This window comes from Pseudomonas sp. PA1(2017) (assembly GCF_001945375.1).
Taxonomy (GTDB): domain Bacteria; phylum Pseudomonadota; class Gammaproteobacteria; order Pseudomonadales; family Pseudomonadaceae; genus Aquipseudomonas.
In genome coordinates this window covers 1,064,186-1,087,115 of the sequence record NZ_MSXU01000009.1, presented here as the reverse complement: position 1 = coordinate 1,087,115, position 22,930 = coordinate 1,064,186, and the positions used below count along the sequence as shown (strand labels likewise).

Genomic DNA, 22,930 nt, shown 5'->3' with positions numbered 1-22,930 from the left:
CGGGAAAGCTGCCCATAAAAAAACGGCCCTTGCGGGCCGTTTTTCGTTTCAGCGTGGCGCCTTGCGTGGAGACGCCTGCCGGTAGGCCTTACAGCGCTTCGGCTGGGGCCTCGGGCTGCGCAGCTTCTTCGGCTTGCGGCTGCTCGGGCTTGATTTCCACGAAGTTCAGCTGCAGACGCTCGCTGCTCCAGGCGCGGGTCTTGTTGGTCAGATTTAGATCGTTGTTCAGGGTCTGTCCGTAGGAGGGAATGATTTCCTTCAGCTTGGCCTGCCACTCGGGGGTCTTGATCTTGTCCTTGAAGGTGCGCTCCATCAGGTGAAGCATGATCGGCGCGGCGGTGGATGCGCCCGGCGAGGCGCCCAGCAGGGCGGCGATGGAGCCGTCTTCGGAGCTGACCACTTCGGTGCCGAACTGCAGGATGCCGCCTTTCTCCGGGTCTTTCTTGATGATCTGCACGCGCTGGCCGGCCTGGACCAGTTCCCAGTCCTTGTCCTGTGCTTCTGGGAAGTATTCACGCAGCGAGTGCATGCGGTCTTCCTGGCTGAGCATCAGCTGACCGATCAGGTAGGTGCTGAGGGAGAAGTTGTCGACGCCGGCATTGAACATCGGCGAAATGTTGTGGGTGGTGATGGTGCCGAACATGTCCAACAACGAACCGTTTTTCAGGAACTTGGTGGAGAAGGTGGCGAACGGCCCGAACAGGATGACTTTCTCGCCATCGATAACGCGGGTGTCCAGGTGCGGAACCGACATGGGTGGCGAGCCTACCGATGCCAGACCGTAGACCTTGGCCTGATGCCTGGCGGCGACTTCCGGATTACGGGTAACCAGGAAGGAGCCGCCGACCGGGAAGCCTGCATAGCCTTCCGCTTCCGGAATGCCGGATTTCTGCAGTAGCTTCAGCGCGCCGCCACCGGCGCCGATGAACACGAACTTGGCATTCACGGTGCTCAGCTTGTCGCCATTGGCCAAGTCGGCCATGGTCACGTTCCAGGTGCCGTCGTCGGCGCGGGTGATGTCGCGCACTTCCTGCTGCACGTGAACGTTGAACACGTCTTTCTTCTGCGACAGGTTGTTCAGCAACTGGTTGGTGATTTCACCAAAGTTGACGTCGGTGCCCGTCTGCACGCGGGTCGCGGCGATCTTCTGGCCGGGCTCGCGGCCTTCCATCACCAGGGGAATCCACTCCTCGATCTGCGCAGGGTCGTCGGAGAACTCCATGTTGCGGAATAGCGAGCTGTGTTGCAGCGCGTCATAGCGCTTCTTCAGGAACTCGGTGTTCTTGTCGCCCCACACGAAACTCATGTGCGAAACGTCGTTGATGAAGGACTTCGGGTTCTTCAGAACGCCTTGCTCGACCTGATAGGCCCAGAACTGTTTGGAGATCTCGAAGGATTCGTTGATCGCCACGGCCTTGCTGATGTCGATGGTGCCGTCAGCCTTTTCCGGGGTGTAGTTCAGCTCGGCGAGCGCCGAGTGACCGGTACCGGCGTTGTTCCAGGCATTGGAGCTCTCGCTGGCGACCTGCGGTAGACGCTCGTACAGGTCGATTTTCCAGGTCGGCTCGAGTTCGTTGAGGTAGGTGCCGAGGCTCGCACTCATGATGCCCCCGCCGATCAGCAGGACGTCCACGGATTTTTCCGGTTCGGGTTGCTTGGCGCAACCGAGCGCGCTCAAGCACAGTAGGGACAACAAGAGTTTTTTCATTAGACAGACCATTCCAGTGATGTGATTGCATGACCGCAAGACCGACGTTCATGCCGCTCCGGGTGATGGAGGGACAGCGCCTGTTGCATGCGATCAGGTTTCGTTCTGCGAAACCGGTCAGTCCCGGTGATTTTTTGAAACGCCGGGCATTTACCTTCCAGTGCGCGCTTTCGTCGCAGGCTGCCCGAAAGGCAATATCCATGCCGGGAGTGTCGCCACATCACTGGATCAGACTGAACTAGTGATCTGTATCAATTTTCGCATTACCTTTTTGTGATGCAGGTGGCGAGATCTCGCCGCGCATTCGCCGCAAAACGCTTCGTTGGTGGCGGATTCTCGCCTCAATTGCTCATCACCGCGCCGCCAGTTCCCTGGCTACCGCCGCCAGTGCCGGGTGTGGCCGGCGCAGTGGAGCTGCCGGACGAACCGGCTTCCGGGGTAGAGCCGCCCTGAGTGCCAGTACCCGGTGCAGTGGTAGAGGGCTGGCGTTGCCTATTCTGGTTGCCTGGCTGCTGGCCATTCTGGTTCCTGGCAGGGGAGTTGAGTGTGCTACGGGGCTGCTGCTGCCCAGGCTGTTGCTGCTGAGGATCCATTGCCTGGCCCGAACCACTCTCGCTGGCAGGCGGGGCGCCGGTACGATCGCGGACCATCTCGTCGCCGATCCTGTCGCGTTGCTGCTGCAATGTCAGCCCGTCGTCATCGGCCTGCACGCCAGCGCTGAACAAGGCTGCGAGCAGCAGCGCCGATCCCGTTACTTTGTTCATGTCCTGCTCCTGATGATTGCCTGTGATCAGGTGACTGTCTGCACGCAACCAATGTTCAGGGAATCCGGTGGGTGGTGAGCGCCCGCAGCACTTCGAGTGGCCGGCGGCGAAAGTCCGGGAAGGCGTCTACCCTGATAGCAGCTCGGCGGCCCCAGGCTCTGCCACGCCGGTTTACGGCGATTCGGTAGCAGGCGGCAGGTTGCTGGCAGTCGGAATCCAACCCCGGCCTGTCTCTGGCCTCAGAAGTCAGGCCCCCACAATAAAGAGGTCGCTCACATGATCTATGCCAAACCCGGTACCGCAGGCGCCGTCGTCACCCTGAAATCGCGCTACGGCAACTACATCGGCGGCGAGTTCGTCGCGCCGGTGGGCGGTCAGTACTTCACCAACACCAGCCCGGTGGATGCCTCGGCCATCGGCGAATTCCCGCGCTCGGATGCCAAGGACATCGACAAGGCCCTGGACGCCGCCCATGCCGCCGCCGATGCCTGGGGCAAGACCGCAGTGCAGGACCGCGCGCTGATCCTGCTGAAGATCGCCGACCGCATCGAAGCCAACCTCGAGCTGCTCGCCGTGGCCGAGACCTGGGACAACGGCAAGGCCGTACGCGAAACCCTCAACGCCGACGTGCCGCTGGCCGCCGATCACTTCCGCTACTTCGCCGGCTGCATCCGCGCCCAGGAAGGCACCTCGGCGGAGATCAACGAACACACCGCGTCCTATCACTTCCACGAGCCGCTGGGCGTGGTCGGGCAGATCATCCCCTGGAACTTTCCGCTGCTGATGGCCGCCTGGAAACTCGCTCCCGCTCTGGCCGCCGGCAACTGCGTGGTATTGAAACCCGCCGAGCAGACGCCGCTGTCGATCACCCTGTTGGCCGAGATCATCGGCGACCTGCTGCCGCCGGGCGTGCTCAATATCGTCCAGGGCTTCGGCCGTGAAGCCGGCGAAGCGCTGGCCACCAGCACGCGCATCGCCAAGATCGCCTTTACCGGCTCCACGCCGGTGGGCTCGCACATCATGAAATGCGCCGCCGCCAACATCATCCCCAGCACCGTGGAGCTGGGCGGCAAGAGCCCGAACGTGTTCTTCGAAGACATCATGCAGGCCGAGCCGGCGTTCATCGAGAAAGCGGCCGAAGGCCTGGTGCTGGCATTCTTCAACCAGGGCGAAGTGTGCACCTGCCCGTCGCGGGCGCTGGTGCAGGAGTCGATCTTCGAGCCGTTCATGAACGAGGTGATGAAGAAGATCAAATCGATCAAGCGCGGCAACCCGCTGGACACCGACACCATGGTCGGCGCCCAGGCCTCGCAGCAGCAGTACGACAAGATCCTCAGCTACCTGGAGATCGCCCAGCAGGAAGGCGCCGAGCTGCTCACCGGCGGCGCGACCGAGAAGCTGGAGGGCGACCTGGCGGGCGGTTATTACATCCAGCCGACCCTGCTCAAGGGCACCAACAAGATGCGCGTGTTCCAGGAGGAAATCTTCGGCCCGGTGGTGGGCGTGACCACCTTCAAGGACGAAGCCGAAGCCCTGGCCATCGCCAACGACACCGAGTTCGGCCTGGGCGCCGGCGTGTGGACGCGCGACATCAACCGCGCCTACCGCATGGGCCGCGGCATCAAGGCCGGGCGCGTGTGGACCAACTGCTACCACCTGTACCCGGCGCACGCTGCCTTCGGCGGCTATAAAAAGTCCGGGGTCGGGCGCGAAACCCACAAGATGATGCTCGACCACTATCAGCAGACCAAAAACCTGCTGATCAGCTACGACATCAACCCGCTGGGCTTCTTTTAAATCGTTCAAGCATTACGAAGAACGCGGCCTGGACTTAATGCCATTCTGTCTAAGGTTCGGGCCGCGAACGACGTTGCTATGATTGGCCGCACCCCGCGGCGGATGGGTCGGTCCGGCAGCAAGGCCGCCATCGTTTCGCGCCGGGGTCGACGCTCCTACGCGCATGGGCTCCGGTGGCCTTCCCAGGTCACTGTGCAGGCTGGCTGAGCCGAAGACCAAAAACGCGGCCTCGGCCGCGTTTTCATTTAGTTGCCAGCGCCGCGTTGCAAGGCGCTTTGCAGCGGCAGATCCCAGGGCGGGGTCGGGCCAAAGCGGTTTTTCAGGAACTCCAGCAGTAGCCGGCTGCGTGAGTCGGTATCGCGCTGCAAGCGCAGCGCATAGATGCCGCTGGGCTCAGGCGCCGGCAGGCCGTTGTCGCAGAACAGTGCCACCAGCTCGCCACGCACCAAGTATTCGCTGACCAGCCAGGTCGGCAGATGCGCCACGCCCAGGCCGGCGAGCACGCTGAATACCAGCGTCTCGGCATTGTTGGCCGTCATGCGCAGGCGGCGAGGGCGGTACATGGCGAGCTTGCCGCCATTCTCGAAACGCCAGGCATAGGCGGGGGCGAGGCCATCCCAGTCCAGCCCATCGTGTTCCAGCAGTTCTGCCGGGGTTCGCGGCACACCCCGGCGCTCCAGGTACGCCGGGCTAGCGCATACCACGCGAACCATCGGCGAAAGCGGCGTCGCCACCAGGCGGGTATCGGCCAGGGGGCCGATGCGCAGCACCAGGTCTACCTCGCCGAGGTGCGCGCCATGCAGGTCGATGAAGCTGTCGATCAGCCGCAGTTGCACGTCCAGGCCGGGGTAGGCGGTGAGAAAGTCGGCAATCGCCGGCGCCAGGTGCCGACGGCCGAACGGCGCCGGGGAGTCGATGCGAATCAGCCCCTCCGGCGCGCTGCTCAGCGACACGGCCTCGGCACGCGCCAGGTGCAGCTCGGCGAGAATCCTCCGGGCCCGCTCGGCGAACGCCAAGCCGGCTGGCGTTGCCCGCACCGCATGGGTGCTACGGCTGAACAGGCTGCAATCGAGGGAGCGCTCCAGGGCGTCGATACGCCGCGAAACCGCTGAAGGCGTCAGCGGGTGCAGGCGGGCTGCAGCGGAGAAGCTGCCGCTTTCCAGCACATCGAGAAACAGACTGAGCTGGTCGGTTAAGGCATCAGGATTCATGGGGATCTCGCTGTGCGTATTTCGCACAGCCATTATGCCGGGCTATGCGTTACCCATCCAGCCGCCGATGGGTAGCATGCGCTCATCCTGTTTGAACGAGATGAACCATGGATCTGCTCGCATTCGCCCTGAATATCCTGCTCGGCCTGGCCCTCGGCACCCTTGGCGGGCTGTTCGGGATTGGCGGCGGTCTGATCGCGATTCCGGCGCTGGGCGTATTGTTCGGCCTGGATCAGCAGCTGGCCCAGGGCACCGCGCTGGTCATGGTGGTGCCCAACGTGCTGCTGGCGCTGTGGCGTTATCACCAGCGCAACCGCATCGACCTGCGTCATGCCCTGGCGCTGGCATTGAGCAGTTTCGTGTTCGCGCTGTTCGGGGCGAGTTGGGCGGTCAATCTCGACCCCGAATCGATGCGCCTGGCGTTCGTCGGCTTTCTGGTCGCGCTGGCGTTCTACAACCTGCTGCGCATGTTGATGCGCCCGCCGGCTGCGTCGGGCCAGTTGCGCCATCCTTGGCCCTGGCTGACCGTGCTGGGAAGCGGGTCGGGCCTACTGGGCGGGCTTTTCGGTGTCGGTGGCGCCGTCATCGCCACGCCGATTCTCACCAGCGTGTTCGGTACTTCCCAAGTGGTGGCTCAGGGCCTTTCGCTGGCGCTGGCGGCGCCCAGTACCGGGGTGACGCTGGCCACCTATGCCCTGCATGACCACGTGCAATGGGCCCTGGCCATTCCACTGGCGATCGGCGGGCTGCTCAGCATCAGCTGGGGCGTGCGCCTGGCTCACGCCTTGCCCGAGCGCATCCTGCGCGTGCTGTTCACGGCTTTCCTGCTGATCTGCGCGCTGATGCTCGGGCTGAAGACCTGAGGCGTCACGCGCCGTCCGACGAGCCTGCACGCCGCGCTGGCGTGCCTTGCCGCCAATCGCCTTGGCATTGCGCTACAATGCGCGCCGAATTTGGCCCGCTCGAGAGTTACCCCCATGTCCGTTTGTCAGACACCCATCATCGTCGCCCTGGATTTCCCGACCCGTGAGGCGGCACTTGCCCTGGCCGATCAGCTCGATCCGAAACTGTGCCGGGTGAAGGTGGGCAAGGAGCTGTTCACCAGTTGTGCGTCGGACATCGTCGCCACCTTGCGCGATCGCGGCTTCGAGGTGTTTCTCGACCTCAAATTCCACGACATCCCCAATACCACCGCCATGGCCGTCAAGGCCGCCGCGGAAATGGGTGTGTGGATGGTTAACGTGCATTGCTCCGGTGGCCTGCGCATGATGAGCGCCTGTCGCGAGGTGCTGGACGCCTTCAACGGCCCGGTGCCGCTGCTGATCGGCGTGACCGTGCTGACCAGCATGGAGCGCGAGGACCTGGCCGGCATCGGCCTGGACATCGAGCCCCAGGAGCAGGTGCTGCGCCTGGCCGCGCTGGCTCATAAGGCCGGCATGGATGGTCTGGTCTGCTCGGCGCTCGAAGCACCTGCGCTCAAGGCGGCGCAGCCCGCGCTGCAACTGGTGACGCCAGGCATTCGTCCAGCCGGCAGTGCCCAGGACGATCAGCGCCGTATTCTCACGCCGCGTCAGGCCCTGGATGCCGGCTCCGATTACCTGGTGATCGGCCGTCCGATCAGCCAGGCCGCGGATCCGGCCGCCGCCCTGGCCAAGCTGGTCGCCGAGCTGGGTTGACCAGCCTTTCATTTTCGTGCGGCGCTCGCTGCCGCACCCGTTGCATTGCAGGTAACGCCTCATGAATTCCGTGGAACATTCGCCGCTGGGCAAGAGCAGCGAGTACATCGCCACATACTCGCCCGAGTTGCTGTTTCCCATTCCCCGCGCCACCAAGTGGGCTGAGCTGGGCTTGAGCGCCGATACGTTGCCGTATCGCGGCGTGGACTACTGGAACTGCTTCGAGCTGTCCTGGTTGCTGCCTTCCGGCAAGCCAGTGGTGGCCATCGGCGAATTCGCGATTCCTGCCGATTCGCCGAATATCATCGAGTCGAAATCCTTCAAGCTGTACCTCAATTCGCTCAACCAGTCGGTGTTCGCCAACTCGGCAGAATTGGTCCGTGTGCTTGAGAAGGATTTGTCCGCCACGGCTGGTAAAACGGTGGCCGTGCGGATCCGCAGTCTGGACGAAGCGGCCCGGGAAGGCCTGGTCGCATTGCCGGGCACCTGCATCGACGACCTGGACGTCAGCATCAGCAATTACGCCGCGCCTCAACCGGAGCTGCTCGCGTGCGACCCGGCCCGTGTCGTTGAAAAGAGCCTGCATAGCCATCTGCTCAAATCCAATTGCCCGGTCACTGGCCAGCCGGACTGGGGCAGCGTGGTGGTCGAGTACCGCGGAGCGGCCCTGGAGCCGGCAAGTCTGCTGGCCTATCTGGTGAGCTTCCGCCAGCACGCGGACTTCCACGAACAGTGCGTGGAGCGCATCTTTCTGGATCTGCAAAAACTACTGAAGCCGGAGTACCTGACCGTCTACGCGCGCTATGTGCGACGTGGTGGTTTGGATATCAACCCTTACCGCACCACGCGGGATGAGGTGCCGCCGAACCGGCGTCTGGTCCGTCAGTAAGCGTCTATCTGATTCGCGCGCTCTCCCAGTCGCAAGGGCGGGCATAAAAAAACCAGCCTCGTGGCTGGTTTTTGGTTTCTGCGCCTGGGATCAGATCCCCATATTGGCCAAGGTCTGCATGATGTTGCGCAGGCTGCCGGCGAGCGTCGGATGGCTCACCTCGAAGCGCTCGACCGCCAGGTTGACGCCGTCAACCAGCGAAGCATCGGGTGTGGTCACCGGCTGCGCTGCCAACTGCAGCTCGATGTCGCGGGCGATCAGTTCGAGCGATTCGCGATCCTCTTCGTTTTCCGGCGGATGTTCGACCAGTTGCTTGCGCAGCTCTTCCAGTTGCTGCTGCAGATGGTTCGCAGGCATGGGACTCTCCCTTTCTTGATAGGCAAGACAATTGACCGTACGACGCGACGAAAGGTCAGTACTTCTTGTCCAACCAGGCCAGTCGGGGCGGGCTGGCTTCAGGGTTTCTCGCCCTTGCTACGCCGAATCTGCAGGTGGTCGAGGCAGGCTGGCAGGTCGGTGAGCTGGTCGATCACCGAGTGAGCGCCGAGCCGATAGAGTGAAAGCGTCGCGTCGGCGCGCAGGCGGTCACGCTGCGCGCCGTCGAGCTGCTGCCAATCGGCTAGCGCGTGGCCTGCCAGTGAACCGCAGGCGGCCAGGCCCACCGTCCACATTCCGGCATTCAAGCCAGCCTGCAAGAGGCGCGGTTCGCCACTGACCAGCACGCAGCCTTCGAGGCGCTCGATACGCAAGGCCGCCAGGGCTTGCCAGCAGGCATCCGGTGCTGGCCAGGTGCGCTGGGTGCAGGCCGGCGAGGCCGTCAGCCAGTCGGGCAGGCGACTGGCCAGTTTTTCGGTCAGCGCTTCTGGCAGCTCGTCCATCCAGGCACAGGGCACGTTTTGCTCATGCAGGTTGCGCAGGGTGCTCAGCGCCCCGGGAGTCGGCTCGGCGCAACCGTCCAGTTCCAGGTTGCTTGCAGGCTGGCGGGCCAGGCCACCGCTTTCGCGCACCAGCGCCAGGTGTCGCTGGCGGTTCAGAGACGCGCTTCGTGCGCCGAAATCCACCAGGCAGCCGGACAGGCCGAAAAGGATGGCCGTAAAGGAAGAGGAGGCGGCGCAAAACGCTGGCTGGGGCATGCGATGTCGTTCCCTGGCGATTATCGCTTCGACCTTGCCAAGGCAATGTGACGATGGCGTGACACGCTGCGATCTTCAGACATGCGGTGGCGTGATGCGGCGCCCGGATATCGCGGTGCGCTGCCTATTGGCGGCGGACGGCTTTATACTACGCCGCTGCCGCCGACAGGCCGCGCTCATTAGCCTAGGAGAACAGCAATGCGCTTGATTGGACCCGATTGGATCGCGAGCTTCGGCCGCATGCTGGCCTGTGCCGGCCTGATGGCACTACCGCTGGCAAGCCAGGCGGCAACGGAAGATCCGTGGGAATCGTTCAACCGTCCTATCTTTCGCTTCAACGACACCGTCGACACCTACGCCCTCAAACCACTGGCCCAGGGCTACCGGGCCGTGACGCCGCAGTTCCTGGAAACCGGCGTACACAACGTGTTTCGCAACCTGTGGGAGGTCGGTAACCTGACCAACAACCTGTTGCAGGGCAAGGCCCATGACGCCGGCGTGGATACCAGCCGCCTTTTGCTCAACAGCACCATCGGTGTGCTGGGTTTCTTCGATGTTGCCACCCCTATGGGATTGCAGCGCAGCGACGAAGACTTCGGCCAGACCCTCGGTGTCTGGGGCGTGCAAAGTGGCCCGTACCTGGTACTGCCGCTGCTCGGTCCGAGCTCGCTGCGCGACGCGCCGGCCAGGATTCCAGATAGCTTCCTGACCCCGTATCCCCATATCGATCATGTGCCGACGCGAAACGTGCTGCGTGGCGTCAATGTGGTCGACACCCGCGCCAGCCTGCTGGACGCCGAGCGCATGATCAGTGGCGACAAGTACATCTTCATCCGCAATGCCTACCTGCAGAACCGTGAGTTCCGCGTGCGCGATGGTGATGTGGAAGACGATTTCTAGGAATCGGCAGGGGCGGCTGCCTTAAGGCAGCTGGCCTGAAGGCCAGAGGCAGGCGTGATGGAGTCCGGCTCCATCACGTTACAGCGTATTTCAGTTCATGGACGTCACGGCGACACCGAGAATTTGCCGGCCATCGCCGATGTCCGTCACGCGTACCACTTCAGCGTCGGTTTCCAGTCCCTTGAGCGAATCATGGGTGGACGGGATCAGCACGCTCACCTTGTCGCCCACCTTCGCCTGGCACTGCGCTTCGAGCTGCATGCCGGTGCTCGACAGATCCCGGCAGAGCGCAGGAACCGTCTGGCCGCCATGAGTCAGCGTTACCTGGGTCTCCAGGCGCATGCGAATGTAATCGCGCTTTTCCGTGTAATCACGATCATTCTGGCTCATCAGGCTATCCTCATTGAAGGTCGGGGCTGTGCTGCGATTCTTATAACCCCCGCCCATTTGAGGTGTAAAGCCGCTCGGCGGCTAACGGCGCCTGTTGAATCGCGCTGAGGATGGGAGTACCGTCTGCGCCTTGACGCGAACCGTGTACCCGCGCAGGTCGTTGGCTGCGTTTACGCTAACCATCCCCGGCGCAGTTTGCCTGGACACCCCATGCACAAAACCAGTGCCACGTTGCTGCTGATCGATGACGACGAAGTCGTCCGCGCCAGTATTGCAGCCTACTTGGAAGACAGCGGCTTCAACATCCTGCTGGCCAGCAACGGCCTGCAAGGACTCGAAGTGTTCGAACGCGAACGGCCGGACCTGGTCATTTGCGACCTGCGCATGCCCCAGGTCGATGGCCTCGAACTGATCCGCCGCATCAATGCGCTGAAGGTCTCCGCGCCGATCATCGTGGTTTCCGGTGCTGGCGTGATGACCGATGTGGTCGAAGCGCTGCGCCTTGGCGCTGCCGATTACCTGATCAAGCCCCTGGAAGACCTGGCCGTGCTCGAGCACTCGGTGCGGCGCGCTTTGGATCGCGTGCACCTGCGCCAGGAGAACGAGCGTTACCGCGAAAAGCTGGAAACCGCCAATCGCGAGCTGCAGGCCAGCCTGCATCTGCTGCAGGAAGACCAGAACGCTGGCCGTCAGGTGCAGATGAACATGCTGCCGGTCACGCCGTGGGAAGACGAAGGGCTGTCGTTCGCTCACCAGATCATTCCATCGCTGTATTTGTCCGGTGACTTCGTCGATTACTTCCGGGTCGACGAGCGCCGCGTGGCGTTCTACCTGGCAGACGTGTCTGGCCATGGCGCCTCGTCGGCCTTCGTCACCGTGCTGCTCAAGTTCATGACCACGCGCCTGCTATACGAGTCGCGGCGCAACGGCATGCTGCCCGAATTCAAACCGTCTGACGTGCTCAGCCACATCAACCGCGGCCTGATCAACTGCAAGCTGGGCAAGCACGTGACCATGCTCGGCGGGGTGATCGACGAAGAATCCAATCGGCTGACCTACAGCATCGGCGGCCATTTGCCGCTGCCGGTGATGTACACCGGTGGCCAGGCCTATTACCTGGAAGGCCGTGGCTTGCCCGTCGGCCTGTTCAAGGAGGCCGATTACAACAACCTGGAAATCGACCTTCCCGAATCATTCAGCCTGACGTTGTTGTCCGACGGCATTCTCGATTTGCTCGACGGCGACAACCTGCAGGAAAAAGAAGCCTTGCTGCCCAAGCTGGTCAGTGAGGCAGGTGGAACCCTGGATGGGTTGCGTAGCGTGTTTGGACTGGCCAATCTGGCGGAGATGCCGGATGATATCGCCTTGCTGGTGTTAAGCAGGAACCTTGCATGAATCCTGGGATAAGCCCCGGTAGAATCCAGTTTGCCGAGCAGGATGGCACCTTCGTCCTGAAGTTCATCGGCGAAGTGCGCCTGACCCTGTGTTCGGCACTGGACTCCACGATCGAAAAGATTTTCACCGCGCTGAATTTCTCCGCCATCGTCATCGACCTAACGGAAACGCGCAGCATCGACAGCACCACCCTCGGGCTGCTGGCCAAGCTGTCGATTCTGTCGCGGCAGAAGGTCGGCCTGCTACCGACGGTGGTGACCACCCACGCCGACATCACGCGGCTTTTGCAGTCGATGGGCTTCGATCAGGTGTTCAACATCATCGACCAGCCCTACGAGTGCCCGGACTGCCTGGCCGACTTGCCATCGCAGGACCAGTCGGAAGACGTGGTGCGGGCCCACGTACTGGAGGCGCATCGCATCCTGATGGGCCTTAACGAGTCGAACCGCGCGGCCTTTCATGACCTGGTGAGCGCGCTCGAACAGCATCCCTGAAATGCGGGCATAAAAAACGGGGCGCCGACATGATCGGCGCCCCGTTTTTGCTTTAGCGTCAGCTGTTGGTAACGAGCAGCTTTTCCAGTTTTTCCTGGTCGCGAGCGAACCCACGGATGCCTTCGGCGAGCTTTTCGGTGGCCATAGCGTCTTCGTTCATGTCCCAGCGGAACTGGCTTTCGCTGATCCGCGCTTCGCTCTGCCCGGACACCTCGGTGTCGAGCTTGCGCTGCAGCGGCCCGTTGTCGTCGGCCAGTTGCTGCAGCAACTCGGGGCTGATGGTCAGGCGGTCGCAGCCGGCCAATTGCTCGATCTGCCCGACGTTGCGGAAGCTGGCGCCCATCACCACGGTCTTGTGGCCTTGGGCCTTGAAGTAGTCGTAGATGCGCGTCACGGACTGTACGCCGGGGTCTTCGCTGCCTACGTAGTCACGGCCTTCGGCCTTCTTGTACCAGTCGTAGATGCGGCCTACGAACGGCGAGATCAGGAACGCGCCGGCGTCGGCGCAGGCACGCGCCTGGGCGAAGGAGAAGAGCAGGGTGAGGTTGGTCTGCACGCCGGACTTTTCCAGCTGTTCGGCAGCGCGGATGCCTTCCCAGGTCGAGGCGATCTTGATCAGGATGCGCTCACGGCTGACGCCAGCCTCTTCATACAGCTCGACCAAGCGCTTGGCGCGGCTCAGGGTGGCCTGGGTGTCGAACGACAGTCGCGCATCCACCTCGGTGGAAATGCGCCCGGGGATCACCTGCAGGATTTCGCGGCCCACGGTGACGCCAAAACGATCACTGGCCAGATCGACATCGCCCTTGCTGACGGCGATTGCCTGCTTGAGCAGTTCGGCGTAGCGGGGCAGTGCGGCAGCTTTGAGCAGCAGCGACGGGTTGGTGGTGGCGTCCACCGGCTTGAGGCGGGCGATGGCGTCGATGTCGCCGGTGTCGGCAACCACGGTGGTGAACTGCTTGAGTTGATCCAGCTTGGAGGTCATGGCACGGCCTTGTCGATTCGGGTGCCACGACCTTACCTGAGCCTCAGTTGGCGCTCAACTGGTGGCACGGTCGTCGATCTGCCTGGCCCACTCAGCGGCCCTGCAGGATCTGCGCTGCCTGGTCGAAAATGGCCAGCGGCTGATCGCTCTTGTGGATGTCCGCCGAAAGCAACTGGCGGAAGCGACGCGCCCCCGCAAAGCCCTGGGCCAGGCCTAGCATGTGCCGCGTAACGTGGTGCATCAGGCCGCCTGCAGCCATGTGCCGCTCGATATAGGGGCGCATGGCAAGCATCGCGTCATAACGAGTGACCGGGGGGCGCTCGCTGCCGAACAGTTGGCTATCGACTTCGGCCAGCAGGTACGGGTTGTGATAGGCCTCGCGGCCCAGCATCACGCCGTCGAAGGTCTGCAGATGCTGTTGGCAGGCTTCCAGGGTCTTGATGCCGCCGTTGAGCACCAGCTCCAGCTCCGGGAAATCCGCCTTGAGCTGGGCGGCAACGTCGTAGCGCAGCGGCGGAATCTCGCGGTTTTCCTTGGGCGACAGGCCCGACAGGATGGCAATGCGCGCATGCACGGTGAAACTGCGGCAGCCGGCATCGCGGACCTGGCCGACGAAATCGCAGAGCTGCTCGTAGCTATCGCGCCCATCGATGCCGATGCGATGCTTGACAGTCACGGGGATGCTCACCGCATCACGCATGGCCTTGACGCAGTCGGCCACCAGCGCCGGATGGCCCATCAGGCAGGCACCGATCATGTTGTTCTGCACCCGATCGCTGGGGCAGCCGACATTGAGGTTCACCTCGTCGTACCCCGCCTGCTCGGCAAGGCGTGCGCAGGCCGCCAGATCAGCAGGGTTGCTGCCGCCCAATTGCAGCGCCACGGGGTGCTCGCTCTGGTCGTAGTGCAGAAAACGCTGGGTATCGCCATGCAGCAATGCACCGGTGGTGACCATCTCGGTATACAGCAGCGCGTGCTGTGACAGCTGGCGCAGGAAGTAGCGGCAATGGTGATCGGTCCAATCCATCATCGGCGCCACGGAGAACCGTCGAGAGGGCTCAGGTCGCGTGGTGTCTGGCTTGGATGGCTCTATCATGGGGGCTCCGGAGGTGCGTGTTGCCAACGTATTTCTGCGCGTTTGACGGTGTTTTCTGAGCTAGGGTGGTAGGGCGTACCACTTGATATCTTGTTTGTACTGGCGCTGAAAAAGGATGTACCACCTTGGCAACGGTCAGAGGGCGCAAGCGCGCTGACGGCGCGCCGAGTAACACCGCTCAGATACGAATCAAAAAGAATGGGGCGCAAGTCTACACGGAGAGCCAGACGTTCGCCCGCAAGAAGGCTGCAAAGGCTTGGGCCAAACGGAGGGAGACCGAGCTTAGCGAGCCCGGCGCTTTGGAGTGGGCCAACGAGATCAAGTCGCAGCTTAAGGATGTGATAAAGCAGTACCTAGAGGAGGTTGGCAAGGCGCAGCCATTGGGGCGTACGAAGCCAAGGAAAGCACCCTGGAGCGTATCGCGGATTCGTACTTGGGCGAGATGACACCTGCTGAGTTAACCAGCCAGGTGCTGTGTAGTGGTCGACACTACACGCTAGATCGTCGCACCGACATGAGTTGGAGCCTTGCTACTAGCGGCAAAGCTCGCGCAGAATTTTTGCGAGTTTTTTTATGGCAGTTTCCAGCTCATGCGGAGCGTGAGCAGCGAACCCCATAAGAAAGCCTCCCCTGGGCTGGTTCGAAGAGTGCAGTGCCGTTAACCCCAGCAAGTCGATGCCCGCCCTGCGGGCTGCCTCAACGGCCTCAGGCTCCGCAATGTCCCGAGTGAACACGCAGGGCATTTGCATGCCACCTGCTGGAACCTTTGCTTCCACGAAATCGGACAGATGTTCGCGCACCAGCCTAGCGAGTACGTCACGTCGTTCTGCGTAGACAGCGCGCATGGTCCGCACATGGGCGCCAAAGTGGCCGCCCTCGATGAAGCGCGCGAGTGTGAGTTGGGGGATCGGTGCACTGTGGCCGTCCAGAAGGGTGCGGGCGGCGGTCATCGGCGCCACCAAAGGCGCTGGGAGCACCATGTAGCCGATGCGCAAGCCGGGGAACAGCGACTTGGTGAAGGTGCCGATATAGATCGTGCGGTCATTTGGGTCGAGCCCCTGCACGCAGGCAGTGGGTTTGCTCGCGTAGTGAAACTCGCTGTCGTAGTCATCTTCGATGATCCAGCCCTGGTTCGCTCTTGCCCATTCGATGATGGTCAGGCGCCGATCCAGCGAGAGGGTCGCGCCAGTGGGGAACTGATGTGAGGGCGTCAGGAATACGGCCCGGGGAGGCCCACCCTGTGTCTTGCTCGATTCAAGTAGGTGCTGCACCTGCAAACCGTCTCCATCGAGTGGCACGGGCAAGCACTTCAGCCCGGCTGCGTCGAACGCTTTGCGTGCACCGTGGTACACAGGGTCCTCGACGAATATTTGGTCACCCGCGTCGAGCAGGACCGTGGCACACAAGGCCAGGGCTTGCTGAGAACTCGTTAGCACCAAGACACGTTCAGGCGTAGCCCGCGCACCTCGTTCCAGGCTGACGTAATCGGCGATAGCACGCCGCAATGGCTCCATACCCTCAGGCGGGCTATGCAGTAGCGCCTGGGTACCGTGTTCCTTCAGTACCTGCCGCTGCAACCGCTCCCAGATCTGCAGCGGAAAGCTGCGTGTCTCGGGTACGCCAGGAGCGAAAGGACGTGGCTTGAGAAAGTCGCGTACGCCGCCACTCTGGTACATGGCGCTTCCACGCTGGCTCAGGCGCGGCGTCGCATCTGAATTCGCATTGGTTTGCCGAGGTTTACCGCGCCCCGGCAGGCGCTTTGCCCGCTCTGATATGAAGCTGCCGCTGCCCACCCGGCGCTCGATGAAACCCTCGGCGTGCAACTGGCTGTAAGCGGACTCGACCGTATCGCGTGAGATCTCCAGAGACTTCGCCAAGGCTCGAGAAGCGGGCAGTGGTCTGCCTACATCGAGCACGCCATCAAGAATCAATTGGCGAATGGCCCGCTGCACGCGGGCATGAAGGGGCAGGGCGCCTTGCGCTGGATCGCCAATCCAGGCCTTCACGGATTCGAGCTGGGCATGCTTGAACAATTGGTCTGTATCCAGTGCGAAAAGTGGCTGGGTAAATCCGGCCATTTTAAATCTATAAAGGCTTTTCACAAGCCAGTTAGCCGCGTTGTCAGGAGTACCGCCGAGCATGCCTACCGTTTCTGCATCTTCATCCGTTCGCTGGAACGACCTCATCCATCCCAGCGTGGCAGGCCTGATCTCGGTGATCGTCAACTATGGGGGGACGTTCATCCTGGTATTTCACGCCGCTAAGGTGGCCGGTCTCAGCCCGGAACTGACGGCCTCATGGGTGTGGTCGGTGTCGATTGGGGTAGGGGTGACCGGGTTGCTCCTGAGCTGGCGCACGCGCGAGCCAATCATCACCGCCTGGTCCACGCCAGCAGCGGCGTTTCTGGTCACGGCGCTGGCGACCACACCCTATGCAGAAGCGGTGGGTGCCTACCTGATTTCAGCGTTGGCGTTTGTTGTGCTGGGGCTATCGGGCTGGTTCGAGCGAGTGATTCGCTTGATTCCCCCAGGCGTGGCGGCAGGTCTGCTCGCAGGCATCCTCCTGCAGTTTGGTATCCAGGCGTTCGCTGGTGTGAGTCTCGATCCCGTGCTGGCGGGCCTGTTGATCGTGGCCTACGTGGTGTTCAAACGATTCAGCGCACGCTATGCCGTGATTGGCATCCTGGTGCTGGGGCTGAGCTTTCTGCTCATACAGGATCGCGTCGACCTGTCGGGACTGACACTGAGTTTCGCCGCTCCTGTTTTCACCACGCCGGCGTTTTCCCTAAATGCCTTGCTGAGCGTTGCTTTACCGCTGTTCCTGATCACGCTGACGGGCCAGTACATGCCCGGCATGCTGGTGCTGCGCAATGACGGCTTCAAGACCAGCGCCAACCCGATCCTTACGGTCACGGGGCTGGGGTCCCTGCTGATGGCGCCGTTCGGCTCGCATGCGTTCAACATCGCGGCGATCACCGCCGCCATCGCCACGGGCCGAGAAGCCCATGAGGATCCATCCAAGCGTTGGGTCGCGGGCATCGCTGCAGGCGTGTGCTACATCCTGGTAGGCGCGTTCGGCGTGACCCTGGCAGCCGTGTTCATGGCGTTCCCGGCCACTTTCATCACCACGCTCGCCGGGCTGGCCCTGTTGGGCACCATCGGCGGGAGCCTGGCCACGGCCCTTGCCGATGCAGCGACACGTGAGGCTTCGCTGATCACGTTTCTGGCCGCCGCCGCGAACATCAATCTGTTCGGCATTGGCGGTGCTTTCTGGGGGCTGGTGCTTGGGCTGATCGCCTATGCGGTACTCAACGGCCGCCTGCCTCAAAAGTCATCCGCACCTGCTGTCGCTTCCACGCCCCTCAAAAAGAGTGCGAGCTGATGCCAACGAGATTCGACACGCAGACCGGCCATGACCGGCACGGACTCTACCCTGAGGCGACAACGGTCGCGGATTTCCAGCGTAACCTGGCCGCAGTGCAGGCACGTATAGCTGCTGCTTGTCATCGTTCGAGACGCGACCCCGCCACGGTGCGCCTGCTGCCGGTCAGCAAGACCAAGCCCGAGGCGAGCCTGCGTCTGGCTTACGCGGCGGGCTGCCGGTATCTGGGCGAAAACAAGGTGCAGGAAGCCTTCAGCAAGTGGCAGGGCATGCAGGATCTGACCGATCTGCACTGGTCGGTCATCGGTCACCTGCAAACCAACAAGGCCAAGGTAGTGGCGCGTTTCGCCAGTGAGTTTCAGGCCTTGGACAGCCTGCGTCTGGCCGAGGCGTTGGAGCGGCGCTTGCAGACTGAAGGGCGAGGGCTGGACGTATTCATTCAGGTCAATACCTCGGGTGAAGTCAGCAAGTACGGACTGCCTCCGGAAGAGGTGCCGGCATTCGTCAGCAAATTGTCCGCTTATTCGGCGCTGCGCGTGAAGGGACTGATGACGCTGGCGCTCTTTTCGGCCGAGGCGGAGCGGGTAAGGCAGTGCTTCATCCTGCTACGCACACTACGCGATCAGTTGCGGCAAAGCGCGCCTGCCAGTATCGGTCTAGACGAGTTGTCCATGGGCATGTCCGGTGACTTCGAGATCGCTATCGAGGAGGGCGCCACGGTCGTGCGCGTCGGTCAGGCGATCTTCGGCGCACGTGTTCTGCCAGACAGCCACTACTGGCCTTCAGAGCCTAGCTTAGGCGGTGGCGGCAGTGCTCATCCTCTGGAATGAGTCCAAGTTGCACGCTACAGACCCAATTCCCAAATCAAATGAAACCGACGACAGGACGCTCCGCCATGTACGACACATCCCACGCGCTTATGGACTTCGATCCCGAGTTGGCGCTAGCCCTGCAGAGCGAGGCGCGCCGTCAGGAGGACCATGTTGAGCTCATTGCCTCGGAAAACTACGCCAGCCCCCTGGTGATGGCCGTCCAGAACTCGGTGTTCACCAACAAGTATGCAGAGGGCTATCCGGACAAGCGCTATTACAGCGGTTGCGAGCATGTGGACGTGGCCGAGCGGCTGGCCATCGAGCGGGCCAAGGAGTTGTTCGGTTGCGACTATGCCAACGTCCAGCCCCACGCGGGCGCCCAGGCCAACGCCGCAGTATTCCTGGCTCTCACCAGTCCAGGCGATACGGTCATGGGCATGAACCTGGCCCAAGGCGGCCATCTGACCCACGGTAACCCGTCCAACTTTTCTGGTCGCCACTACAAGATCGTACCCTATGGTCTCGATCCGGAGACGGGGCTGATCGACTACGACGAGATGGAGCGCATCGCGCTGGATACTCGCCCGAAGATGCTGATTGGCGGGTTTTCTGCCTACTCGCGGCACATGGATTGGGCGCGAATGCGCACCATCGCCGACAAGGTCGGCGCATTTTTCTGGGTAGACATGGCGCATGTGGCCGGCTTGGTCGCAACGGGCGATTATCCCAATCCACTGCCATATGCCCATGTGGTCACCAGTACCACGCACAAGACGCTTCGTGGCCCGCGTGGCGGCATCATCCTGTCCAGGGGGCAAGACGAGGCGTTCTACAAGAAGCTCAATTCCGCCGTATTCCCCGGTATCCAGGGTGGCCCGTTGATGCATGTCATCGCTGCCAAGGCCATCGCCTTCAAGGAAGCGTTCCGGCCGGATTTCAAGACCTACCAGAAGCAGGTCTTGGCCAACGCGCGCATCATGGCCGCCACACTTCAGACGCGCGGCTACAAGATCGTTTCTGGTGGAACCGACAACCACCTGATGCTGATTGACCTGTCCACCAAACCCTACACCGGCAAGGATGCAGACGCCGCGCTGAGCGACGCCTACATCACCACCAACAAGAACTCGGTACCCAACGACCCACGCTCGCCGTTCGTGACCTCAGGCGTACGCATTGGTACCCCGGCGGTGACAACGCGAGGCTTTGGTGAGCAGGAGTGCGCGCAACTCGCGGGGTGGATATGCGATGTGCTGGATGCCATGGAGGCGGGCGGTAGCACCCTGACGACAGCGCGGGATCGGGTGCGAGGCCAAGTCGTGGACTTGTGCCAACGCCATCCCGTGTACCGCTAGAGGGCAGAAGAGCTTGATTATTCAGGCGCGAGAGAACGGTCACGATTCCTCCGGCTGATTTATGCGCGCTTCGGTTCTTGACACCATGATCAGGTATTCGGATGATCGAGCCATGACTGCCCAACCTGTTGTTCGCGTGATGCACCCTATGAAGTCCGCTCTTGGCGGGCCATAGGATGATGCACGCGTAGAGCAAGAGCATTGACCGAAAGCCCCGCCAGAAATGGTCGGGGCTTTTTCATTCCCCTTCCATTTACCCTAATGCCAAGGAGATTGACATTGCTATCGATTCGCCCAGCATCAAGGTCCGACGCCGAAGCTGCATTCGACATCCGCCGCCAGGCAATACGGCACCAGTGCAGCACTGTGTATACCGCTGAGCAAATCAGCGTATGGACCGAAATGCCGCTCACTGATGGGTACCGGGATTCTGTGGAGCAGAACTACCACATCGCGTGTGACGATGAGCAGCCTGTCGCTACGGGGTTTATCGATCTTCAGTCGGGAGAAATAGGCGCCATTTTCGTGCTGCCCGCTTTCATGGAGCAGGGTATTGGCAGGAGAGTGCTGGCCCACCTCGAGCAATTAGCCCTCGCAGCCGGATTAGTCGATATTCACCTCGACGCTACACCCAACGCAGCAGCGTTCTACCGACGGTGTGGCTACGAGGGGCAAGCTCAAGCCATCTACTTCTCACCAACGGGCCTCGAGCTACAGTGTGTACCGATGCGCAAGCGCTTGCGCATAGAGGCGGCGGCGAGCTCGACAACAGCCGGTGCTTAATTGGAGATTGAACAGGGGCTGTGAATCTCAAGCACGTCGACTTCCTCGGTGATCACTCGTGTAGCAGCCCCGGCTACGATGACAGTGCTCTTCTTGACCTTCTCGCCGGTAGGGCGCTGGAAGTTGACGTCGGGGCCATTGAAGCTGCGTGGCTAAAGTGGCCGCCAGTTTCGTATCGTCTCAATTCTCGTGTAGCCAAAGCCGGTCGAGATCACACTTACAGACGCAATTCGGAGCTATTCAGGAGTTTATTCGCTCAGTGCTTCCGTTAATAGGCGCCGACAGAGTTCTACATCGGGGCGCTCGGCACTGAATAGAGTTCGGAAGACCAGTGGAGCGACCAGGCCATCCATGAGAGCGTCCAGGCTTGGCGCAGCTTCCCCACGCGAATGGGCGCGCTCGAGCAGCAATTCGAGGCGCTCTCGGGTCGGCTCGGTGCAGCGTACCGCGCAACCTGGATCGGTGGATGCCAGCGCGTCCCTGAGCATCGCTTGCCCGGGGGTGGAAGCAAGGTCATCTACATAGGACTCCAGCCAGCATTCAAGATCGCCACGTAGGCTGCCGGTATCAACAGGGGGCTGATCAGGTCGCAGCTGGCGCAGATCAACGTCGGCCAGCAGGGTTGGCAGGTTGCCCCAGCGGCGATAGAGGGTAGAGGGCGTAACGCCGGCACGCGCAGCAATCTGGGGAACGGTCAGGGATTCACGCGGTTGTTCGTCCAGCAACGCCAGCACAGCGTCATGAACGGCTTGCTGGACGCGGGCGCTACGGCCTCCGGGGCGGATTTGCTTGGTATTCATGTCGACAGGATACATCTCGATTAACGCAAAAGCATTGCTTTAGTGAGTGAAAGAGTTCAGGCTTTAAAGCTAAATATTTGCTTTAGGCCTTGCCATGCCGCTCTCGAGTTCTTCTACCGCGCGCCTCACTCTGCTCGGTACGCTGCTATTCACATTCCTGGCTGCTTCGGCGGCACCAACGCCGCTTTACGCCAGTTACCAGCAAGCCTGGGGATTTTCCACCTTTTGGCTGACCTGGGTGTTTGCGGTCTACGCCTTTGCCTTGCTCGCCGCGCTGCTGGTGGGTGGGCGACTCTCTGATCATCTGGGGCGGCGGCCCATCATCCTCGGCGCATTGGCGCTGGAGGTGATCTCCATGCTGATGTTCCATCAGGCTCAGGGTCTGATGGACCTGGTGATCGCCCGTACCTTACAGGGCTTCGCCACTGGCATCGCTACCAGTGCGCTGGGGGCTGCATTGCTCGACGTGGATCGTGAACGCGGCCCTTGGCTGAACAGCCTGGCACCACTGCTGGGTATGGCCGGGGGAGCGCTGGGGTGCGGCTTGCTGGTTGAGTTCGCGCCGGCACCGTTGCAGCTGGTCTACCGGCTTTTCCTGTTGCTATTCGTGCTGCAAGGGCTGTTGATGTTGCGCCTGCCTGACCTACTGCCTCGCCGCCCGGGATTGCTGGCCGCGCTGCGCCCGCAACTGGCGGTGCCACCTCAGGCACGTGCCGTGCTCTGGAAGGTGTTGCCGTTGGAGCTGGCGGTTTGGGCCGTGGGTGGGTTCTATCTCTCATTGATGCCGGGCCTGATCAAAGCGGCCACCGGAACAAGCTCGATTCTGATCGGAGGCGGGGTAGTGGCCGGCCTGACGTTGAGCGGCGCTGCGAGCCTGCACGGGCTTCGCCTCTGGCCTGCGGGTCGTCTGCTACGCCTGGGAGCCGGCACCCTGGTAGCGGGACCGGTATTGCTCTGGCTGGCGGTCGTCAGCGGTGAGCTGGGGCTCTTTGCAGTGGGGACCGTTGTCACTGGGATCGGCTTCGGCAGTGGCTTTCTCGGCGCTACCCGCAGCGTGCTGCCGCTGGCCGAACCAGCACAACGTGCCGGCTTGCTGGCCGCCTTCTATGTGCTCAGCTACCTCGCATTCTGCCTGCCGGCCCTGGCAGTCAGTGCCCTGGTGCCGCGGCTTGGCCTGGACGGTGCCGCGCAGCTCTATCTGGCCGGAGTGATCGCGTTGGCGCTGTTCGGTATGCGTAACAGCGCTCCACGTCCTTGCGTTCAGCCTGGCTGAAAACCAAGGGTCTGCATTTCGCAAGCCTCGTGCTACCTGCTAGCAGTTAAAAGCGTTGGCTGTGCCCAAAGAGGTCGGGGCTCGCAGA

The 22,930-nt window shown here is 62.1% G+C and carries 22 protein-coding genes; 12 read left to right on the top strand and 10 right to left on the bottom strand.

The genetic code is table 11. From position 1 onward, the window contains the following. Nucleotides 1-88: 88 nt before the first annotated feature. Together mqo and BVH01_RS11885 are read right to left on the bottom strand one after the other, a co-directional pair. Nucleotides 89-1,708, bottom strand: a complete 1,620-nt coding sequence (mqo, locus tag BVH01_RS11890) for a malate dehydrogenase (quinone) (RefSeq protein ID WP_075930507.1) — start codon at nucleotides 1,706-1,708, stop codon at nucleotides 89-91. A gap of 341 nt (nucleotides 1,709-2,049) precedes the next feature. After that, the gene (locus BVH01_RS11885) at nucleotides 2,050-2,472 is read right to left on the bottom strand and encodes a hypothetical protein (RefSeq protein ID WP_075930506.1); all 423 of its coding nucleotides are present in this window, start codon (nucleotides 2,470-2,472) and stop codon (nucleotides 2,050-2,052) included. A 276-nt stretch (nucleotides 2,473-2,748) separates the two neighbouring features. Here BVH01_RS11885 and BVH01_RS11880 point away from each other — a divergent pair, with 276 nt between their 5' ends. Beyond that, nucleotides 2,749-4,269: an aldehyde dehydrogenase family protein gene (locus BVH01_RS11880; protein WP_075930505.1), complete on the top strand. Its 1,521-nt coding sequence runs from the start codon at nucleotides 2,749-2,751 to the stop codon at nucleotides 4,267-4,269. Nucleotides 4,270-4,514: 245 nt separating this feature from the next. On the opposite strand, the gene BVH01_RS11875 is transcribed toward BVH01_RS11880, so the two are convergent. After that, nucleotides 4,515-5,480 (bottom strand): LysR family transcriptional regulator, encoded by a 966-nt coding sequence (locus tag BVH01_RS11875; protein WP_075930504.1) that lies wholly within the window; start codon nucleotides 5,478-5,480, stop codon nucleotides 4,515-4,517. A gap of 107 nt (nucleotides 5,481-5,587) precedes the next feature. Here BVH01_RS11875 and BVH01_RS11870 point away from each other — a divergent pair, with 107 nt between their 5' ends. The 3 genes from BVH01_RS11870 (at nucleotide 5,588) to queF (ending at nucleotide 8,045) form a co-directional block, all read left to right on the top strand. Continuing rightward, nucleotides 5,588-6,343, top strand: a complete 756-nt coding sequence (locus BVH01_RS11870) for a sulfite exporter TauE/SafE family protein (RefSeq protein WP_075930503.1) — start codon at nucleotides 5,588-5,590, stop codon at nucleotides 6,341-6,343. A gap of 114 nt (nucleotides 6,344-6,457) precedes the next feature. Further along, complete coding sequence (gene pyrF, locus BVH01_RS11865) at nucleotides 6,458-7,156, top strand: orotidine-5'-phosphate decarboxylase (RefSeq protein ID WP_075930502.1); 699 nt, start codon at nucleotides 6,458-6,460, stop codon at nucleotides 7,154-7,156. Between the two features lie 61 nt (nucleotides 7,157-7,217). Continuing rightward, on the top strand, nucleotides 7,218-8,045 hold the full coding sequence (gene queF, locus BVH01_RS11860) for an NADPH-dependent 7-cyano-7-deazaguanine reductase QueF (RefSeq protein ID WP_075930501.1): 828 nt from the start codon (nucleotides 7,218-7,220) through the stop codon (nucleotides 8,043-8,045). A 90-nt stretch (nucleotides 8,046-8,135) separates the two neighbouring features. On the opposite strand, the gene BVH01_RS11855 is transcribed toward queF, so the two are convergent. After that, nucleotides 8,136-8,402 (bottom strand): DUF4404 family protein, encoded by a 267-nt coding sequence (locus tag BVH01_RS11855; RefSeq protein ID WP_073267804.1) that lies wholly within the window; start codon nucleotides 8,400-8,402, stop codon nucleotides 8,136-8,138. A 98-nt stretch (nucleotides 8,403-8,500) separates the two neighbouring features. Next, a complete protein-coding gene (locus BVH01_RS11850) occupies nucleotides 8,501-9,178 on the bottom strand; it encodes a phosphatase (protein WP_075930500.1) in 678 nt (225 codons plus the stop codon). Nucleotides 9,179-9,376: 198 nt separating this feature from the next. Here BVH01_RS11850 and BVH01_RS11845 point away from each other — a divergent pair, with 198 nt between their 5' ends. After that, a complete protein-coding gene (locus BVH01_RS11845; RefSeq protein WP_139315561.1) occupies nucleotides 9,377-10,078 on the top strand; it encodes a VacJ family lipoprotein in 702 nt (233 codons plus the stop codon). A gap of 90 nt (nucleotides 10,079-10,168) precedes the next feature. Here BVH01_RS11845 and BVH01_RS11840 read toward each other — a convergent pair whose 3' ends face one another. Further along, on the bottom strand, nucleotides 10,169-10,468 hold the full coding sequence (locus BVH01_RS11840) for a PilZ domain-containing protein (protein ID WP_075930499.1): 300 nt from the start codon (nucleotides 10,466-10,468) through the stop codon (nucleotides 10,169-10,171). Nucleotides 10,469-10,678: 210 nt separating this feature from the next. Here BVH01_RS11840 and rssB point away from each other — a divergent pair, with 210 nt between their 5' ends. Beyond that, the gene (gene rssB / locus BVH01_RS11835) at nucleotides 10,679-11,863 is read left to right on the top strand and encodes a two-component system response regulator RssB (protein ID WP_075930498.1); all 1,185 of its coding nucleotides are present in this window, start codon (nucleotides 10,679-10,681) and stop codon (nucleotides 11,861-11,863) included. 8 nt (nucleotides 11,864-11,871) lie between these two features. Then, on the top strand, nucleotides 11,872-12,357 hold the full coding sequence (rssC, locus tag BVH01_RS11830) for an anti-sigma factor antagonist RssC (RefSeq protein WP_075931016.1): 486 nt from the start codon (nucleotides 11,872-11,874) through the stop codon (nucleotides 12,355-12,357). A gap of 58 nt (nucleotides 12,358-12,415) precedes the next feature. On the opposite strand, the gene tal is transcribed toward rssC, so the two are convergent. The 3 genes from tal to BVH01_RS11810 form a co-directional block, all read right to left on the bottom strand. Then, nucleotides 12,416-13,342, bottom strand: a complete 927-nt coding sequence (gene tal, locus BVH01_RS11825; RefSeq protein ID WP_075930497.1) for a transaldolase — start codon at nucleotides 13,340-13,342, stop codon at nucleotides 12,416-12,418. Nucleotides 13,343-13,433: 91 nt separating this feature from the next. Continuing rightward, complete coding sequence (gene dusA / locus BVH01_RS11820; protein ID WP_075930496.1) at nucleotides 13,434-14,438, bottom strand: tRNA dihydrouridine(20/20a) synthase DusA; 1,005 nt, start codon at nucleotides 14,436-14,438, stop codon at nucleotides 13,434-13,436. 533 nt (nucleotides 14,439-14,971) lie between these two features. After that, nucleotides 14,972-16,471, bottom strand: coding sequence for a PLP-dependent aminotransferase family protein (locus tag BVH01_RS11810; protein ID WP_075931015.1), 1,500 nt, complete (start codon nucleotides 16,469-16,471; stop codon nucleotides 14,972-14,974). 106 nt (nucleotides 16,472-16,577) lie between these two features. On the opposite strand from BVH01_RS11810, the gene BVH01_RS11805 reads away from it, so the two are divergent. The 4 genes from BVH01_RS11805 to BVH01_RS11790 all read left to right on the top strand — a co-directional run bounded on the left by BVH01_RS11805 (nucleotide 16,578) and on the right by BVH01_RS11790 (nucleotide 20,769). After that, nucleotides 16,578-17,819 carry a benzoate/H(+) symporter BenE family transporter gene (locus BVH01_RS11805; RefSeq protein ID WP_075930494.1) on the top strand — a complete coding sequence of 414 codons (1,242 nt, stop codon included), beginning with the start codon at nucleotides 16,578-16,580 and terminating at the stop codon, nucleotides 17,817-17,819. Continuing rightward, nucleotides 17,819-18,649 (top strand): YggS family pyridoxal phosphate-dependent enzyme, encoded by an 831-nt coding sequence (locus BVH01_RS11800; protein ID WP_075930493.1) that lies wholly within the window; start codon nucleotides 17,819-17,821, stop codon nucleotides 18,647-18,649. The genes BVH01_RS11805 and BVH01_RS11800 overlap by 1 nt, the downstream gene beginning before the upstream one ends. A gap of 65 nt (nucleotides 18,650-18,714) precedes the next feature. Further along, nucleotides 18,715-19,986 carry a serine hydroxymethyltransferase gene (gene glyA / locus BVH01_RS11795; protein ID WP_075930492.1) on the top strand — a complete coding sequence of 424 codons (1,272 nt, stop codon included), beginning with the start codon at nucleotides 18,715-18,717 and terminating at the stop codon, nucleotides 19,984-19,986. A 279-nt stretch (nucleotides 19,987-20,265) separates the two neighbouring features. Then, on the top strand, nucleotides 20,266-20,769 hold the full coding sequence (locus tag BVH01_RS11790) for a GNAT family N-acetyltransferase (protein ID WP_075930491.1): 504 nt from the start codon (nucleotides 20,266-20,268) through the stop codon (nucleotides 20,767-20,769). 248 nt (nucleotides 20,770-21,017) lie between these two features. Here the strand turns inward: BVH01_RS11790 and BVH01_RS11785 are convergent, their stop codons facing one another. Beyond that, nucleotides 21,018-21,569, bottom strand: a complete 552-nt coding sequence (locus BVH01_RS11785; RefSeq protein ID WP_075931014.1) for a TetR/AcrR family transcriptional regulator — start codon at nucleotides 21,567-21,569, stop codon at nucleotides 21,018-21,020. Between the two features lie 94 nt (nucleotides 21,570-21,663). Between BVH01_RS11785 and BVH01_RS11780 the strand changes: the two genes are divergently transcribed. After that, nucleotides 21,664-22,842 (top strand): MFS transporter, encoded by a 1,179-nt coding sequence (locus BVH01_RS11780; RefSeq protein ID WP_075930490.1) that lies wholly within the window; start codon nucleotides 21,664-21,666, stop codon nucleotides 22,840-22,842. The last annotated feature ends 88 nt before the right edge of the window (nucleotides 22,843-22,930 follow it).